Annotated in this window: 18 protein-coding genes and 1 pseudogene; 5 read left to right on the forward strand and 14 right to left on the reverse strand. The window is 67.4% G+C overall.

Annotation, left to right across the window (positions count from 1 at the left end):
* From WS46_RS18415 to WS46_RS36510, 4 genes and pseudogenes are all read right to left on the reverse strand, one after another.
* Positions 1-215: pseudogene (locus WS46_RS18415) on the reverse strand (aspartate aminotransferase family protein); the annotation flags it as partial.
* A gap of 37 nt (positions 216-252) precedes the next feature.
* Entirely contained in the window at positions 253-1,590 is a 1,338-nt protein-coding gene (locus tag WS46_RS18420; protein WP_059691371.1) for a glutamine synthetase family protein, read from the reverse strand.
* A gap of 29 nt (positions 1,591-1,619) precedes the next feature.
* Positions 1,620-2,405 carry a gamma-glutamyl-gamma-aminobutyrate hydrolase family protein gene (locus WS46_RS18425; RefSeq protein WP_059691372.1) on the reverse strand — a complete coding sequence of 262 codons (786 nt, stop codon included), beginning with the start codon at positions 2,403-2,405 and terminating at the stop codon, positions 1,620-1,622.
* Positions 2,406-2,690: 285 nt separating this feature from the next.
* Positions 2,691-2,873, reverse strand: coding sequence for a hypothetical protein (locus WS46_RS36510; RefSeq protein ID WP_006402789.1), 183 nt, complete (start codon positions 2,871-2,873; stop codon positions 2,691-2,693).
* Between the two features lie 468 nt (positions 2,874-3,341).
* Here WS46_RS36510 and WS46_RS18430 point away from each other — a divergent pair, with 468 nt between their 5' ends.
* Positions 3,342-3,893, forward strand: coding sequence for a cupin domain-containing protein (locus WS46_RS18430; RefSeq protein ID WP_014895828.1), 552 nt, complete (start codon positions 3,342-3,344; stop codon positions 3,891-3,893).
* A gap of 85 nt (positions 3,894-3,978) precedes the next feature.
* Entirely contained in the window at positions 3,979-5,469 is a 1,491-nt protein-coding gene (locus tag WS46_RS18435) for an aldehyde dehydrogenase (protein WP_059523853.1), read from the forward strand.
* Positions 5,470-5,519: 50 nt separating this feature from the next.
* Here the strand turns inward: WS46_RS18435 and WS46_RS18440 are convergent, their stop codons facing one another.
* A complete protein-coding gene (locus WS46_RS18440; protein ID WP_006754615.1) occupies positions 5,520-5,720 on the reverse strand; it encodes a heavy-metal-associated domain-containing protein in 201 nt (66 codons plus the stop codon).
* 333 nt (positions 5,721-6,053) lie between these two features.
* Here WS46_RS18440 and WS46_RS18445 point away from each other — a divergent pair, with 333 nt between their 5' ends.
* Together WS46_RS18445 and WS46_RS18450 are read left to right on the forward strand one after the other, a co-directional pair.
* A complete protein-coding gene (locus WS46_RS18445; protein ID WP_059691373.1) occupies positions 6,054-6,386 on the forward strand; it encodes a cupredoxin domain-containing protein in 333 nt (110 codons plus the stop codon).
* Between the two features lie 12 nt (positions 6,387-6,398).
* Positions 6,399-7,235 carry an FTR1 family protein gene (locus WS46_RS18450; protein WP_059523855.1) on the forward strand — a complete coding sequence of 279 codons (837 nt, stop codon included), beginning with the start codon at positions 6,399-6,401 and terminating at the stop codon, positions 7,233-7,235.
* A gap of 89 nt (positions 7,236-7,324) precedes the next feature.
* Here WS46_RS18450 and WS46_RS18455 read toward each other — a convergent pair whose 3' ends face one another.
* The 9 genes from WS46_RS18455 to WS46_RS18495 form a co-directional block, all read right to left on the reverse strand.
* A complete protein-coding gene (locus tag WS46_RS18455) occupies positions 7,325-7,543 on the reverse strand; it encodes a hypothetical protein (protein WP_059691374.1) in 219 nt (72 codons plus the stop codon).
* On the reverse strand, positions 7,543-8,013 hold the full coding sequence (locus tag WS46_RS18460) for a hypothetical protein (protein ID WP_059691375.1): 471 nt from the start codon (positions 8,011-8,013) through the stop codon (positions 7,543-7,545). Before WS46_RS18460 ends, WS46_RS18455 begins: the two co-directional genes overlap by 1 nt.
* Before the next feature lie 88 nt (positions 8,014-8,101).
* The gene (locus tag WS46_RS18465; RefSeq protein WP_059523859.1) at positions 8,102-8,422 is read right to left on the reverse strand and encodes a DNA-binding transcriptional regulator; all 321 of its coding nucleotides are present in this window, start codon (positions 8,420-8,422) and stop codon (positions 8,102-8,104) included.
* Positions 8,415-8,780 (reverse strand): type II toxin-antitoxin system RelE/ParE family toxin, encoded by a 366-nt coding sequence (locus tag WS46_RS18470; RefSeq protein ID WP_059523861.1) that lies wholly within the window; start codon positions 8,778-8,780, stop codon positions 8,415-8,417. The genes WS46_RS18465 and WS46_RS18470 overlap by 8 nt, the downstream gene beginning before the upstream one ends.
* 130 nt (positions 8,781-8,910) lie before the next feature.
* Positions 8,911-10,728, reverse strand: coding sequence for a glutamine--fructose-6-phosphate transaminase (isomerizing) (gene glmS / locus WS46_RS18475; protein ID WP_059691376.1), 1,818 nt, complete (start codon positions 10,726-10,728; stop codon positions 8,911-8,913).
* Between the two features lie 54 nt (positions 10,729-10,782).
* The gene (gene glmU, locus WS46_RS18480) at positions 10,783-12,144 is read right to left on the reverse strand and encodes a bifunctional UDP-N-acetylglucosamine diphosphorylase/glucosamine-1-phosphate N-acetyltransferase GlmU (protein ID WP_059691377.1); all 1,362 of its coding nucleotides are present in this window, start codon (positions 12,142-12,144) and stop codon (positions 10,783-10,785) included.
* A gap of 134 nt (positions 12,145-12,278) precedes the next feature.
* Complete coding sequence (gene ttcA, locus WS46_RS18485; RefSeq protein ID WP_059523868.1) at positions 12,279-13,274, reverse strand: tRNA 2-thiocytidine(32) synthetase TtcA; 996 nt, start codon at positions 13,272-13,274, stop codon at positions 12,279-12,281.
* A complete protein-coding gene (locus WS46_RS18490) occupies positions 13,271-13,675 on the reverse strand; it encodes a dihydroneopterin aldolase (protein ID WP_059450683.1) in 405 nt (134 codons plus the stop codon). The genes ttcA and WS46_RS18490 overlap by 4 nt, the downstream gene beginning before the upstream one ends.
* Before the next feature lie 78 nt (positions 13,676-13,753).
* Complete coding sequence (locus WS46_RS18495; protein WP_059691378.1) at positions 13,754-14,497, reverse strand: SDR family oxidoreductase; 744 nt, start codon at positions 14,495-14,497, stop codon at positions 13,754-13,756.
* A 13-nt stretch (positions 14,498-14,510) separates the two neighbouring features.
* Here WS46_RS18495 and WS46_RS18500 point away from each other — a divergent pair, with 13 nt between their 5' ends.
* Entirely contained in the window at positions 14,511-15,701 is a 1,191-nt protein-coding gene (locus tag WS46_RS18500; protein WP_059691379.1) for a class I SAM-dependent methyltransferase, read from the forward strand.
* The last annotated feature ends 10 nt before the right edge of the window (positions 15,702-15,711 follow it).

Here is a 15,711-nt window from a genome sequence, read left to right on the forward strand (position 1 = left end):
ACCTTGTTGCCGTCCGAGTCCCACAGGTAGACGCCGTCGGCCTTCACGATCACGCGGCTGCCCGCGCGGTTGAGCGCACCCATGTCGGAGAACGGGTGGATGTGGTGCGCGGCGTCGAGCGCGCGGTATTCGGCGGTTGAGCGCGCCTGCGTCGTGCGCGGTGCGGCGGCCGGCGCGGCCGGCTGGATCCAGGCAGATTCGTTGCGGTAAGTCATGTTTCCTCCGTGATTCCGTATTCGGTCGTGTGCACGCTCAGACGTGCAGCAGCAGATGGCGGCGTTCCCACGAGCTGATCACGCGGAAGAACGCCTCGTATTCGGTTTCCTTCAGCGCGAAATACGCCTTCAGGAACTTGTGGCCGAGAATCTCGCCGAGCGGCTCGCACGCGGCCATCAGCGTGAGCCCTTCCTCGAGGTTGCGCGGCAGTTGGTACGGCAGTTCGTAACCGTCGCTGACGAGCGGTTCGGTCGGCTCCAGCCGCTGCGTCATGCCGAGATAGCCGGCCGCGAGCGTTGCCGCGAGCGCGAGGTACGGGTTGCAGTCGACGCCCGGAATCCGGTTCTCGATGCGGCGCGCGGCCGGGCCCGAATGCGGGATGCGGAAGCCGACCGTGCGGTTGTCGTAGCCCCACTGCACGTTGATCGGCGCGGCCATGAAGCGCGACAGCCGGCGGTACGAGTTGATGTACGGCGCGAAGATCGGCATCAGTGCGGGCGTGTATTTCTGCAGCCCCGCGAGGTAGTTGTAGAACATCGACGTCGCGCCGCCGGTTTCCGGCGACGTGAACAGGTTCCGGCCCGTTTCCTCGTCGACGATGCTCTGATGCACGTGCATCGCCGAACCCGGCTCGTTTTCCATCGGCTTCGCCATGAACGTCGCGTACATGTTGTGACGCAGCGCAGCCTCGCGCACCGTGCGCTTGAACAGGAACACCTGGTCGGCGAGCGACAGCGCGTCGCCGTGCATGAAGTTGATCTCCATCTGCGCGGCGCCGACTTCGTGGATCAGCGTGTCGATGTCGAGGTTCTGCGCTTCGCAGTATTCGTAGATGTCCTCGAACAGCGGATCGAACTCGTTGACCGCCTCGATCGAATACGACTGGCGGCCCGTTTCGGGGCGGCCCGTGCGGCCGACCGGCGGACGCAGCGGCAGGTCCGGGTCCTTGTTCATGTCGACCAGGTAGAACTCGAGCTCCGGCGCGACAACCGGCTTCCAGCCCTTCGCCTTGTACAGGTCGAGCACGCGGCGCAGCACGTAGCGCGGCGAGATCTCGACCGGCGAGCCGTCGAAGTGCACGCAGTCGTGGATCACCTGCGCGGTCGGATCGACGGCCCACGGGATCAGGCGAATGGTCGACGTGTCGGGCACGCACACCATGTCGGGATCGGTCACGCCGGTCAGCGAGCCGTCTTCCGGATAGTCGCCGGTGACGGTCTGCACCATCACCGCCTGCGGCAGGCGCATCGATTCGCCGGAAGTGAACTTGTTGCGCGGCGTGATCTTGCCGCGCGCGATGCCGGCCATGTCGGGAATGATCGCTTCGATCTCGGTGATCCGGTGTTGCTTCAGAAAGTCTTCGATGTCTTGCATGTCTGTTCTCGTTATGTGGGTCGGCGCGCTCAGGCGAGCGCGGCGGCGGCCGCGGCGCGCGTGCGGGCGTTGCGGTGCGCGCGGCAGGCGTCGCCGAAGGCGCGGAAGATCGCGCTCGACAGCGGGTCGTGCGCATGCCGCCATTCCGGGTGCCATTGCACGGCGAGGGCGAAGGCCGGTGCATCGACGACGCTGACGGCCTCGATCAGGCCGTCCGGCGCGACGGCTTCGACGGCGAGGCCGGAACCGAGCTGCGCGATGCCCTGCTTGTGCAGCGAGTTCACGTGTACGTCGTCGCGGCCGCCGGCGAGCGTGTGCAGCACGCCGCCGGGCGTCAGGCGCACGACGTGCGCGGGGCCGTATTGCGTGTCCATCGGCGCGTCGTCGTCCTCGCGGTGATCGGCGAGGCCGGGCACTTCGTGCACGCGCTGATGCAGCGTGCCGCCGCAGACGACGTTCAGCTCCTGGAAGCCGCGGCATACGGCCAGCACGGGCACGCCCGCGACGATCGCCGCGCGCAGCAGCGGCAGCGTCGTCGCGTCGCGTGCGGGATCGTGCTTCGTGCCGGGCGCGCTCGGCTCGCCGCCGTACAGGTGCGGCTCGACGTTCGAATAGCTGCCGGTAAACAACAGGCCGTCGACCGTGGCGAGCACGTCGTCGGTCGACTGGCGATCGCCGAGCGCGGGCAGCACCATCGCGAGCGCGTGCGCGCCGTCGACGATCGCCGCGACGTACTTGTCGCCGACCGTGTGCGACGCATGTGCGCCGATTTGCGTGAAGTCGGCGGTGATGCCGACGAGGGGTTTCCTTTCCATGACGTCAATCAGTTGTCCGTAGGGCCATGACGTGCGTTGCGCGGGAAAATCGTGAAATGCAGGCGCGACACGGCCCCGCAGCCTGGCGAAATGCGCAAGGCCGCTGGTGAGTGGGCGCAACGGGTTCGCATGGCGATCCGCGCTGCGCGCGACGGTCAGGCCGTCGTTCGTTTCGTTGTGCTGCGCGACGCGGCAATGGATGCGCGAACGCGTTCCGTCACCGCGCGGACGGCGCGGCTAACGAGCAGGCAATTGAAACGAACGACGAGAAAAGGAGGAGAGGCGCTATGGCAGCAGCGACGCGACTTCGTCGGTATCGACGGCCACGAACGCGCGTGCGGAAACGGCGTTGTGACGGCGAACGGAACGACGGGACAGGATGGTGTAGATCGACAGATGCAGCAGGCGAGGACTATGCCAGCCGCAACTGCCATCGGAAGCGGGAGCAGCGCTGCGCAAACTTCGCACATCGCCTCGATCCCACCTCACCAGAGGGCCACGGACTCTCACGATTACACTCGACTGGTTTGTTGAAAGTATTGAACACCTGATCGTTTCGGCGCGCGAGGCGTTTAAAATAATCGAGGTGCCGGGCCTGCGTCATTTACATCGATGGGCATCAATTTTTACGTTGCAATAACGTTTTTCGGTGCCGATGAATGGCCAATGACGCTGACCTGAGAGCCAGCATATACGAGCCAAAAACGGCGTCAAATGTTTTTTGACGGTCTCATGTCAGGGCTTTCCCGAGGCACTCCGAACAAAAGATTCGCAAACGGAATGATTCGCGGGGTGTTCATTATTTCGAACGCCTTTCAGGGTTTTCCCCGCTGATGCGCGGCATAAAGTGATTAGAATATTCAACGGCTGCGTAATGCCGTTCAACGCATCGTTTCACTTTTTCACCGCACTCCTATCGTGTCCGAAACCGAATCGATGTCCACCGAAGTCGCCGAGCGCCTGCGTTTCGTGCGCAACAAGCATGGCCTGTCGCAGCGCGAACTCGCGAAGCGGGCCGGCGTGACCAACGGCACGATCTCGCTGATCGAACAGGGGCGTGTGAGCCCGTCGGTCGGCTCGCTGAAGAAACTGCTCGAATGCATTCCGATGAGTCTCGCGGAGTTCTTCACGTTCGAACTCGTCGAATCGCGCTCGGTCGTATCGCGCCGTGACGAGATGCCGAACCTCGGCAACGACGCGCTCGCATTTCATCTCGTCGGCGCGGGCGTGAAGGACCGCAACATGTGCATCATGCGCGAGATCTACCAGCCGCTCGCCGACACGGGGCCCGAGATGCTCGTGCACGCGGGGCACGAGGGCGGCGTAGTCGTGTCGGGCCGGCTCGAGCTCACCGTCGACGGCGCGACGTGGCTGCTCGACCCCGGAGACGGCTACTACTTCGAAAGCCGTTTGCCGCACCGTTTTCGCAATCCCAGCGCGGAACAGCTCTGCGAGGTCGTGTCGGCGAATTCGCCGGCCACCTTCTGACCGCGCATCACCGCATTCGCCGCCGGCAGCGTTGCCGTTGCGCGGCGTGCCGCAGCGCGAATGCCACGACAATTGAGGCATCCTGATGAACAAGTTGACTTTGGCTGACTGGCAGGACAAGGCGGCGTCGCTCGCGATCGACGGGCGCGCATTCATCGACGGCGCGTCGCGCGACGCGCACGGCGGCAGGACGTTCGACTGCGTGAGCCCGATCGACGGCCGCGTGCTTGCGAAGGTGGCCGATTGCGGCGAAGCCGACGTGAACGCCGCCGTTGCGGCCGCGCGCCGCGCGTTCGACGCCGGCGTGTGGGCCGGACTGAACCCGCGCGCGCGCAAGGCCGTGCTGCTGCGTTGGGCCGCGCTGATGCGCGAGCATCTCGACGAACTGTCGCTGCTCGAGACGCTCGACGCGGGCAAGCCGATCGGCGACACCACGACGGTCGACGTGCCGGGCGCCGCGTATTGCGTCGAATGGTTCGCCGAAGCGATCGACAAGGTCGGCGGCGAAGTCGCGCCGGCCGACCATCATCTCGTCGGTCTCGTCACGCGCGAGCCGGTCGGCGTGGTGGCGGCCGTCGTGCCGTGGAACTTCCCGCTCCTGATGGCCGCATGGAAGTTCGGCCCGGCGCTCGCGGCCGGCAACAGCGTCGTGCTGAAGCCGTCGGAGAAATCGCCGCTGACCGCGATCCGCGTCGCGCAGCTCGCATACGAAGCCGGCATCCCGGCAGGCGTGTTCAACGTCGTGCCGGGCGCGGGCGAGCCGGGCAAGCTGCTCGCGCTGCATCGCGATGTCGACTGCATCGCGTTCACCGGCTCCACCGCGGTCGGCAAGCTGATCATGCAGTACGCCGCGCAGTCGAACCTGAAGCGCGCGTGGCTCGAACTCGGCGGCAAGTCGCCGAACATCGTGCTGCCGGATTGTCCGGACCTCGACCGCGCCGCGCAGGCCGCGGCCGGCGCGATCTTCTACAACATGGGCGAGATGTGCACGGCCGGCTCGCGCCTGCTCGTGCATCGCGACATCAAGGACGCATTCATCGAGAAGCTGGTCGCGGCCGCGCGCGCGTACGTGCCGGGCAACCCGCTCGATCCGTCGGTATCGATGGGCGCGATCGTCGACGGGATCCAGCTCGAGCGCGTGCTCGGCTACATCGATGCCGGACGCAAGGAGGGCACGCTCGTCACGGGCGGTGCGCGCGTGAAGGAGGAGACGGGCGGCTTCTACGTGGAGCCGACGGTGTTCGAGGTGAAGCCCGACGCGAAGATCGCGCGCGAGGAGATTTTCGGCCCGGTGCTGTCGGTGATCGTGTTCGACGATGTCGACGAGGCCGTGCGGATCGCGAACGATACCGAGTACGGCCTGGCGGCGGCCGTGTGGACGTCCAGCCTCACGACCGCGCACGACGTGTCGCGCCGGCTGCGGGCGGGCACGGTGTGGGTGAACTGCTACGACGAAGGCGGCGACATGAACTTCCCGTTCGGCGGCTACAAGCAGTCGGGTAATGGCCGCGACAAGTCGCTGCACGCGCTCGAGAAATACACCGAGCTGAAGTCGACGCTGATCCGGCTGCGCTGACGCGGCCGGTGTGCGGGGCGCGGTGCCGACGGGCGCCGCGCCCGCGCGCGTCAGGCCGAGCGCAGTGCCGGGTGGAAGCCCGCGGCTTCGATGATCGACTGCACGCGTTCGGCGCCTTGTGCCGACTCGACCTTGACCGTCTTCGCGGCCACGTCGATGTCGAGCTTCGCGGCGGGGTCCGCTGCCGTCACGGCGCGCGTGATGGCATTGGCGCAGCCGCCGCAGGTCATGTCCTGGACTTCGAATTCCATCGTGTTCTCCTGGGTGGATGGGCGATTGAGAAACATGAGCAGCATGAAGCTTGCCATGGTGGGAAGGTCAAGCCCCTTCGATGCGTTCGGCGCCGCATAAGCAATTTGTAAAACTGAAGTCAGACGAATCGTAATCCGCCCGTGTGCGTCAGTCCGAATTTTTCCCGATTGACGCTCGGGTATTGTCGGCGAAATCTGGCGGAGCCTTGCGCGACAAGGTGCATGTCATGTCGGTGATGCACGATGTCCATGCCGCCAGTAAGGGTACTTGAAGAGGGAAATGCGAATCGATCTTACTATCGGTTCCCCTCGATATTTCATTTCGTTACCCGTATGAATCGCTTCGCTCTCGGTTTTGCACTGGCCCTGCTGGGCGCATCGGCAACGTCCGCATTGGCTGCCGACGACGTCGTCAACCTGAACCTGAAGGACCACAAGTTTTCGCCCGACGGCGTGACGATTCCGGCCGGCAAGAAGGTGAAGTTCGTCGTGAAGAACCTCGACGCGACGCCCGCGGAATTCGAAAGCGACGACTTCAAGGCAGAGAAGGTCGTGCCGGCCGGCAAGTCGGTCGAGATCCTGGTCGGGCCGCTGAAGGCCGGCACCTACGAGTTCCACGACGAGTATCACGAAGCGCAGTCGAAAACGCACCTGACCGTCAAATAAGCGGATATCGCCATGCTGTCTACCGCCCTGATCGTCTTTCGTGAAGTGCTCGAGGCCGCGCTGGTGGTTTCGATCGTGATGGCCGCGACGAAGGGCGTGCCGAGGCGCGGCTGGTGGGTCGGCGGCGGGCTCGTCGGCGGCGTGATCGGCGCCGGCCTGATCGCCGCGTTCGCCGACGTGATTTCGCAGTGGGCCTCCGGCATGGGGCAGGAAGTCTTCAACGCCGGCGTGATGTTCGTCGCGACGCTGATGCTGGCGTGGCACTGCATCTGGATGAGCCGCCACGGCCGCGAGATGGCGCTGCACATGGGCGAGGTCGGCCGGGCCGTCGCGGCCGGCAGCCGGCCGCTGACGGGGCTCGCGATCGTCGTCGGTGTCGCGGTGCTGCGCGAGGGCTCGGAGGCCGTGCTGTTTCTGTACGGCATCGCGGCGGGCGATCCGGGGCAGACGCCGCAGATGATCGTCGGCGGGCTGCTCGGCGTGCTGGGTGGCGCCGGGCTCGGCTACGCGATGTATGCGGGCCTGCTGCAGATTCCGCTCAAGCGCCTGTTCTCCGTCACCAATGCGCTGATCGTGCTGCTCGCGGCGGGGATGGCGAGTCAGTGCGTCGGCTTCCTGCTCGCCGCCGGCCTCGTGCCGTCGTGGGGCGATGCGGTCTGGGATACCTCGTGGCTGCTCAAGGAATCGAGCATCGTCGGCAAGGCGCTGCATACGCTGATCGGCTACACCGCGCGTCCGGCGGGGATCCAGATCGCGGCGTACGTCGTTACGCTGGTCGCGATCGTCGTGCTGGCGCGGCTCGTCGGCCGGCCCCGGACGGTGGTGCCGCCGCCGCGGCCCGTTGCGTGAGCGGGCCGGGGCCGAATGCAGAAAGGGGCGTCATGGACGCCCCTTTTTTCTTGCGTTGATGATGGCGCGCGCGCAGCCGCGCGGCGAGTTCAGCGATGGTTGTCGATCCATGCGCGGGCCCATTCGAGCCCCGCTTCGCGCGCTTCGTCCTCGGTGTCGAACACGCCGAGCACGCCCGACGCTTCGACGAGCCGATTGTTCTGCGTGATCGTGCCGCTCGCCGCGAAGCGTTCGGGCTTCAGGATTTCGTCCTGCTGCAGGATCGAATGGCCCCAGATCTGGTAGCCGTGATAGGTCTGCGCTTCCATTATCGCGTCACCTCCGCGGAACGGCTGCCCGTGCCGACACGCAGCACGTTGCCGTCCGGCGTGTATTGCCGCGGGATGTCCGAGAACTTGAGTGCGTGCGGCGTATCGGGCATGGCCGGCTGCATCACCGTGAGCCGGCCCGGCGCGGGCTGCGCGACCGGGCGCGGTGCGGCCGGGGTTTCGACCGTCGCGGCGGTCGGTCGATGCGGCGCGGTTTTCACGGCTTGTGCGACGCGGCGCTTGTGCGGCTTGACCGCAGTCTTCGGCTGCACGCTCGCGTGCTTTTCCACGGTCTTGCCGCCCGCGTGCGCGTCGGCACCCGGGCGCGCTGCCGGCGTCCGGGCGTCCGGCGTACGCGCCGCCGGCAACCGCGCTTCGGGCGGGTTCCAGACTTCGACGTAGTGCTCGGCCGCCCAGCCCGTCGACGCGAAGCTCAGCGCCAGCAATCCGCATCCAAACAGTCTTACCATGGTCTCTCCGTCATCTTGCGTGCGGCTCGCGTCGCGTTGCGGTGCCCGGTGAGAAGGCGGCCGCTCATCCGTGCTCGGGGAGCACGTTTCACGAAAATACCTCGAGCCCGTGTTTCTCGACGATCTGCAACATGCGCGCGGCGATACCGCTCGGCCGCTTGTCGCCCTGTTCCCATTGGCGAATCGTCGACGTCGTCGTGTTCAGGTAGAGCGCGAACACGCTCTGGCTGACATTGACCGACTTACGGATGCGTGCGATCGCTTCCGGATCGAACTTCGGCGCCGCTTCGATGCAAAGGACGTCGTATTCGCGCATTGTCTTCTTGTCGATCTGCCGTGCGCGATAGAGACCCGACGCAGCGCTGTGGACCGCCTCCGTCGCGTCGCTCTTGAATCGGCTCTTAGCCATTGCAAATCTCCACCCACTCGTTCAGTGCGACCAGTGTCGCGATGTCGACGTCGGTGCGTCGACCGACATCCGCTGCGAGCTTTTTGAAGGCGCGCAGTTCGTGAGCGTCGATGTTGTCGCGGTCGCACTTGGCGAACAGGAACACGAACACCCACGTATGCCCGACCTTGCCCAGCACGATGCCGCGCTGGCGATTCCCGTCCAGACGCTTCTTCCAGACGTTGCCTCCGAGATCGACGCCCTGGCCCCGTGCCAGCTGTCGCACCGCGCGGCACAGTTCGCCATCGGCGATTCCCGCTTTTCCTGCTGCCTTGTGAAACCACTTCGTCTTGAATACGCGTCGTACGGAAGCAGACATGTCGAGCCAGTCAAGTTCGCACAGGATTATATACCACCAAGTGGTATATATTTTGACCTGGCCGAATGGCCTGCTTCACGCGGATACTCAGCCCCGACGGGCCGCTGGCCTCCCTCGCGGGAGGCACGCGTCATTCCACCGTCACCGACTTCGCGAGGTTGCGCGGCTTGTCGACGTCGGTGCCGCGCGCGCATGCGGTGTGATACGCGAGCAGCTGCAGCGGCACGACGTGCAGGATCGGCGACAGCTGCCCGTAGTGTTCCGGCATCCGGATCACGTGCAGGCCGTCGTCGTTGACGATCTGCGTGTCGGCATCCGCGAACACGTACAGCTCGCCGCCGCGTGCGCGCACTTCCTGCATGTTCGACTTCAGCTTCTCGAGCAGCGTGTCGTTCGGCGCGACCGTCACGACCGGCATCGCTTCGGTGACGAGCGCGAGCGGCCCGTGCTTCAGTTCGCCGGCCGGATAGGCCTCGGCGTGGATGTACGAGATTTCCTTCAGCTTCAGCGCGCCTTCGAGCGCGATCGGGTAATGCAGCCCGCGGCCGAGGAACAGCGCGTTTTCCTTGCGTGCGAATTCGTCCGACCACGCGATGATCTGCGGCTCGAGCGCGAGCACGCTGTTCAGCGCGGCCGGCAGGTGGCGCAGCTCCTTCAGGAATTGCGCTTCCTGCGCGGCGTCGACGTGCCCGCGCAGCTTGCCGAGCGTCGCGGCCAGCACGAACAGCGCGACGAGCTGCGTCGTGAACGCCTTGGTCGACGCGACGCCGATCTCGGTGCCCGCGTGCGTCAGGAACTGCATCTCGGTGAGGCGCACCATCGCGCTCGTCGCGACGTTGCACACCGCGAGCGTATGCGTGTGGCCGAGCGACTGCGCGTGCTTGAGCGCGGCGAGCGTGTCGGCCGTCTCGCCCGACTGCGAAATCACCAGCACGAGCTGGCGCGGGTTCGGCACCGACTCGCGGTAGCGGTATTCGCTCGCGATCTCGACCTGGGTCGGGATCTTCGCGATCGATTCGAGCCAGTATTTCGCGGTGAGGCCCGAGTAGTAGCTCGTGCCGCACGCGAGGATCAGCAGGCTGTCGATGTTCGCGAACGCGGCGGGGGCCGCCTCGCCGAACAGCGTCGCGTCGAACGCTTCGGTTTGCGGCACGGTGTCGCCGATCGCGCGCGGCTGCTCGAAGATTTCCTTCTGCATGAAGTGGCGGTACGGGCCGAGCTCGACCGCGCCGCCGTATGCGCTGACCACGCGGATTTCGCGCTGCGCGAGCGCGCCGTGGCGGTCGACGATCTTCACGCCGTCGAGCGACAGTTCGCACACGTCGCCTTCCTCGAGGAACGTGAAGCGGTCGGTGCTGCCGGCCAGCGCCAGTGCGTCGGATGCGAGGAAGTTCTCGCCGTCGCCGTGGCCGACGACGAGCGGCGAACCCTGGCGCGCGCCGACGACGGTGTGCGGCTGGTCCTTGTGCGTCACCGCGATCGCATACGCGCCGTGCAGCTGCTGCACGGCTTCGCGCACGGCCGCGAACAGGTCGCCGCGATACAGGCTGTGCACGAGGTGCGCGATGACTTCGGTGTCGGTCTGCGACACGAACTCGTAGCCCTTCGCGCGCAGCGCTTCGCGCAGCGTCTCGAAGTTCTCGATGATGCCGTTGTGCACCAGCGCGAGCGCGTTCGACGAGAAGATCGGGTGTGCGTTGTGCGTGACGGGCGCGCCGTGCGTCGCCCAGCGCGTGTGCGCGACGCCGGTCGTGCCTTCGAGATGCGATTCCCGCACCTGCGCGTCGAGATCGGCGACGCGCGCGACGCTGCGCGCGCGCTTCGGCGCGCCCGGCTCGAGCACGGCGACGCCGCACGAATCGTAGCCACGGTATTCGAGGCGCCGCAATCCTTCGATCAGCACCGGAACGATATTACGCTGCGCAACTGCGCCGACAATGCCGCACATGAATGGTCAATCCTGTAAGTCGACGCGGGCGCCGTCCGGGCGCCCGCTAAAGGTTCAGCTCTTCTTCTTGACCGGGCGGACGTAGCCGCTCTTCGCGGTCTGCGTCTTCTCGTTCAATGCGAGGACGCCTTCGGCGACGTCCTTCCAGATCGTCGTGCCGGCCGCGATCGTCACGCCGCGGCCGACGCGCACCGGCGCGACGAGCTGCGTGTCGGAGCCGACGAACACGTCGTCCTCGATCACGGTGCGGAACTTGTTCGCGCCGTCGTAGTTGCAGGTGATCGTGCCCGCGCCGATGTTCACGCGCGCGCCGATGTCGGCGTCGCCGATGTAGGTGAGGTGGTTCGCCTTCGAGCCGTGGCCGATCACCGCGTTCTTCACCTCGACGAAGTTGCCGACGTGCGCTTCGTCCGCGAGCTGCGCGCCCGGACGCAGCCGCGCGTACGGGCCGATCACGGTGTTCGCGCCGAGCTCGGCGCCGTCGATGTGCGTGAACGCGTCGATGCGCGTGCCCGCGCCGATCGACGCGTTGCGGATCACGCAGTTCGCGCCGATCGTCACGTTGTCGGCGAGCGTCACGTTGCCTTCGAACACGCAGTTCACGTCGATCGACACGTCGCGGCCGCAGCGCAGCGTGCCGCGCACGTCGAGCCGCGCCGGATCGGCGAGCGTGACGCCGTCGACGAGCAGCGCATCGGCGACGTTGCGCTGATGGATGCGCTCGAGCTCCGCGAGCTGCGCCTTGCTGTTCACGCCGAGCGTTTCCCATTCCTCGTCGGGCTGCGCCGTGACGATCTCGAAGCCGGCCTCGATCGCGAGCTCGACGACGTCGGTCAGGTAGTACTCGCCCTGCGCGTTCTCGTTCTTCAGCGCGCCGAGCCACATCGACAGCTGCGCCGTGGGCGTGACGATGATGCCGGTGTTGATCTCGGCGATCCTCAACTGCTCGGGCGACGCGTCCTTCTGCTCGACGATGCGCGTGACGAAGCCGGACGCGTCGCGCACGATGCGGCCGTAGCCGGTCGGGTCGTCGAGCGTGACGGTCAGAATTCCGTAGCGGCCCTCGCGCGCGGCGTCGACGAGACGCCGCAGCGTCGACGCGCGGGTGAGCGGCACGTCGCCGTACAAAACCAGCGTCGGTTGCGCGGGATCGAGCAGCGGCAGCGCCTGGCGTACCGCGTGGCCGGTGCCGAGCTGCTCGGCCTGCACCGCGAACTGGACGTCGGGCGCGGCGACGGCGGCCTGGACCTGCTCGGCGCCGTGACCGACGACGACGACGAGCCGCGACGGCTGCAGCGTGCGCGCGGTGGCGATGACGTGGGAGAGGAGCGGCCTGCCGGCCAGGGGATGGAGCACTTTCGGCAGCGCGGAACGCATGCGCTTGCCGGTGCCTGCCGCCAAAATCACGATATTCATGGCGCCAGCTTGTCAGAGGAGTTCGAAGCTGTCCATTTTAGCATGCGGCCCCCGTCGTTCCGGGCCTGTCGCGGCGGGGCGACAGCGCCGGAACGAGGCCGCGGCCCCGGTTCCGGCGGGTGTTCGGACCCTGCTTACAGGTCGTCGAACTGGACGATCGAGATCGGTTTCGCCGAGCCCGGCGCGGCGGTCTCGTCGCCGGACGCGCACGGCTCCTCGTCGAACGCGATGTCGCCCTGCGGATCGGCCTCGCCGGTCGCGCGCAGCGACGCGAACGGGAACTGGGTCGTATCCATCAGGTGCGACGGCACGACGTTCGCGAGCGCGCTGAACATGTTGTCGACGCGGCCCGGGAAGCGCTTGTCCCATTCGCGGATCAGCGCCTTCATTTCCGCGCGCTTCAGGTTCGGCTGGCTGCCGCACAGGTTGCACGGGATGATCGGGAATTCGCGCAGCTCGGCGTATTTCTCGAGATCGGTTTCCTTCACGTACGCGAGCGGGCGGATCACGACGTTCCTGCCGTCGTCCGACTGCAGCTTCGGCGGCATTCCCTTTAGCTTGCCGCCGTAGAACATGTTGAGCAGCAGCGTCTGCAGGATGTCGTCGCGGTGGTGGCCGAGCGCGATCTTGGTCGCGCCGAGCTCGCCGGCCACGCGGTACAGGATCCCGCGGCGCAGCCGCGAGCACAGCGAGCAGGTCGTCTTGCCTTCGGGCACGAGCCGCTTGACGATGCTGTAGGTGTCCTGGTTCTCGATGTGGAACGGCACGCCGACCTGCGTCAGGTATTCGGGCAGCACGTGCTCGGGGAAGCCCGGCTGCTTCTGGTCGAGGTTGACCGCGACGATGTCGAAGTCGATCGGCGCGCGCTCGCGCAGGCGCAGCAGCACGTCGAGCATCGCGTAGCTGTCCTTGCCGCCCGACAGGCACACCATCACCTTGTCGCCCTGCTCGATCATGTTGTAGTCGCCGATCGCCTGGCCGACCTGGCGCACGATCCGCTTGAACAGCTTGTTGTTCTCGTACGCTTCCTTCTGCTCGCGGCGCGTCAGCGCGCGGCGACCGGTGTCGGCGGCGGTGGCTTCGATGGCGGCGCCATCGGCCGCCGTGTCGTTCATGTGGGGGGCGTTCATGCGCGCTCCTCGTCCTTGATGCGAAAGACTTCGACGCCGACGGCGTCGCAGTCCGGATAGGCGTCCGGTTTCTCGGTACAGACGCGTACCGCGCGCACGGCGTCGTGCGCCAGCAGGTTCGCGGCGATCGCGTCGCACAGCGTTTCCTGCAGGTGGATGTGGCCGCGCGCCACGCACTGCGCGACGCTCTGCTTCATCAGGTCGTAGTCGACGACTTCATGCAGCCGGTCGTCGACGGGGGTGGACAGCGCGAGCGGCACGAACAGGTCGACGTTGATGACGACGCGCTGCTCGCCGCGCTTCTCGTGTTCGAAGGCCCCGATGTTGATGTGCACCTCGTAGTCGCGCAGGTAGAGCCTGCGGCAGTCCGCGAGGCGGGGGTGCAGGAGAGCGGAAAACATGGTCGTCCCAGTCAAATTGGCGTGCGTGCACGCAAAGCGGCGCGGGCGGCGGCGATCAGGCCGCGCGATCCGCGCAGTTCATTCATTCGGGCCGGCGGCGTGCGGCACCAGGTGCTCGCCGCCGTCGACGGTCAGCGTCGCGCCCGTGACGCCGGGCGCGCTCGCGAGATAGCAGGCCGCCGCCGCGATGTCGTTCGCGTGCGGCGCATGGCCGCGCACGAGCGCCGCGACGCGCACTTTCGGCGCGAGGGCCAGCGCCAGCGCGGCGGTCGCGCGGTTCAGCGCGGCCTGCATCAGCGCATGCGACAGCCGCGCCGGCGCCGGGTGAAACAGGGCCTGGTCCAGCACGTGGATCGCGCACGCGCGCAGCGATTCGTCGTCGCGCGCGGCGTCGGGCGTCGCGTCGGCAAGCGCCCGGGCCAGCGCGAGCGGCGCCGTCACGTTGCGCGCGAGCGCAGCGGCGAGCGATGCGCCGTCCACGGTGTGCGCGTCGTCGGTGCCGGCGCAGGCACTCACGAACACCGCGCAGGCGGGCCGGCCGAGCGCCGCGCCGCACGCGGCGACGAGCGCGGCCGCGTCGGTTTCCAGGGCCAGATCGGCGTCGAGCACGGCTGCACGGCGGCCGTGGGCGGCGACTTCGGCGACGAGCGCGTCGGCGGCCGCGCGCGGCGCGCCGGGGCTGCGCTGCAGCGCGACGTCCCAGCCGCGCTGCGCGAATCCGGTCGCGAGCGCACGACCGAGCGACGCGGCGTCGGCCGCGCTGCCCAGCGCGCCGGCGACGAGCGCGATGCGCGGGGTCGACGTATCGGCTGAAACGGTCATTTACAATGCCGGGATGAACCCGAAAGCTCACGAACCCGCTAGTTTACCTGCTCCCGGCCCTGACGCGCTCGCGCAGTCCGAAACCCTTGCCGCGCAACTGCGCGACGAGATCGCGGCGGCCGGCGGCTGGCTGCCGTTCGACCGCTTCATGGAGCGCGCGCTGTATGCGCCCGGCCTCGGCTATTACAGCGGCGGCGCGCGCAAGTTCGGCCGCCGCGCCGACGACGGCAGCGACTTCGTGACGGCCCCCGAGCTGTCGCCGCTGTTCGCGCAGACGCTCGCGAATCCCGTCGGGCAAGCGTTGGCGGCAAGCGGCACGCGCCGCGTGATGGAGTTCGGCGCGGGCACGGGCAAGCTCGCGGCCGGGCTGCTCGCGGCGCTCGATGCGCTCGGCGTCGAACTCGACGAATACCTGATCGTCGACCTGTCCGGCGAGCTGCGCGAACGCCAGCGCGACATGATCGCGGCGGTCGCGCCGGCGCTCGCCGGGAAGGTGCGCTGGCTCGACGCGCTGCCCGAGCGCTTCGACGGCGTCGTGGTCGGCAACGAGGTGCTCGACGCGATGCCGGTGCGCCTCTTCGCGAAGGCGGACGGCGCGTGGCTCGAGCGCGGCGTCGCGCTCGACGCGCGGCACGCGTTCGTGTTCGACGACCGGCCCGCCGGTGCGGCCGGCCTGCCGCCGGTGCTCGCGACGCTCGACGTCGACGACGGCTACGTGACGGAGACGCACGAAGCCGCGCTGGCGTTCACGCGTACCGTCTGCACGATGCTCGGACGCGGCGCGGTGCTGCTGGTCGACTACGGGTTCCCCGCGCACGAGTACTACCATCCGCAGCGCGACCGCGGCACGCTGATGTGCCATTACCGCCACCACGCGCATGACGACGCGTTCCTGTACCCGGGGCTGCAGGACATCACCGCGCACGTCGAATTCACCGGCATCTACGACGCGGGCGTCGCGACCGGCGCGGACCTCCTCGGCTACACGTCGCAGGCGCGTTTCCTGTTGAACGCGGGCATCACCGACGCGCTGGCCGCGATCGATCCGTCCGACATCCACCAGTTCCTGCCGGCCGCGAACGCGGTGCAGAAGCTGATCTCGGAAGCCGAGATGGGCGAGTTGTTCAAGGTGATCGCATTCTCGCGCGGGATCGACGGCACGCTCGACGCATTCGCGCGCGGCGACCGCTCGCACGCGCTCTGACGGGGCGCCC

The organism is Burkholderia sp. RF4-BP95 (genome assembly GCF_001521985.1).
Lineage (GTDB): Bacteria > Pseudomonadota > Gammaproteobacteria > Burkholderiales > Burkholderiaceae > Burkholderia > Burkholderia diffusa.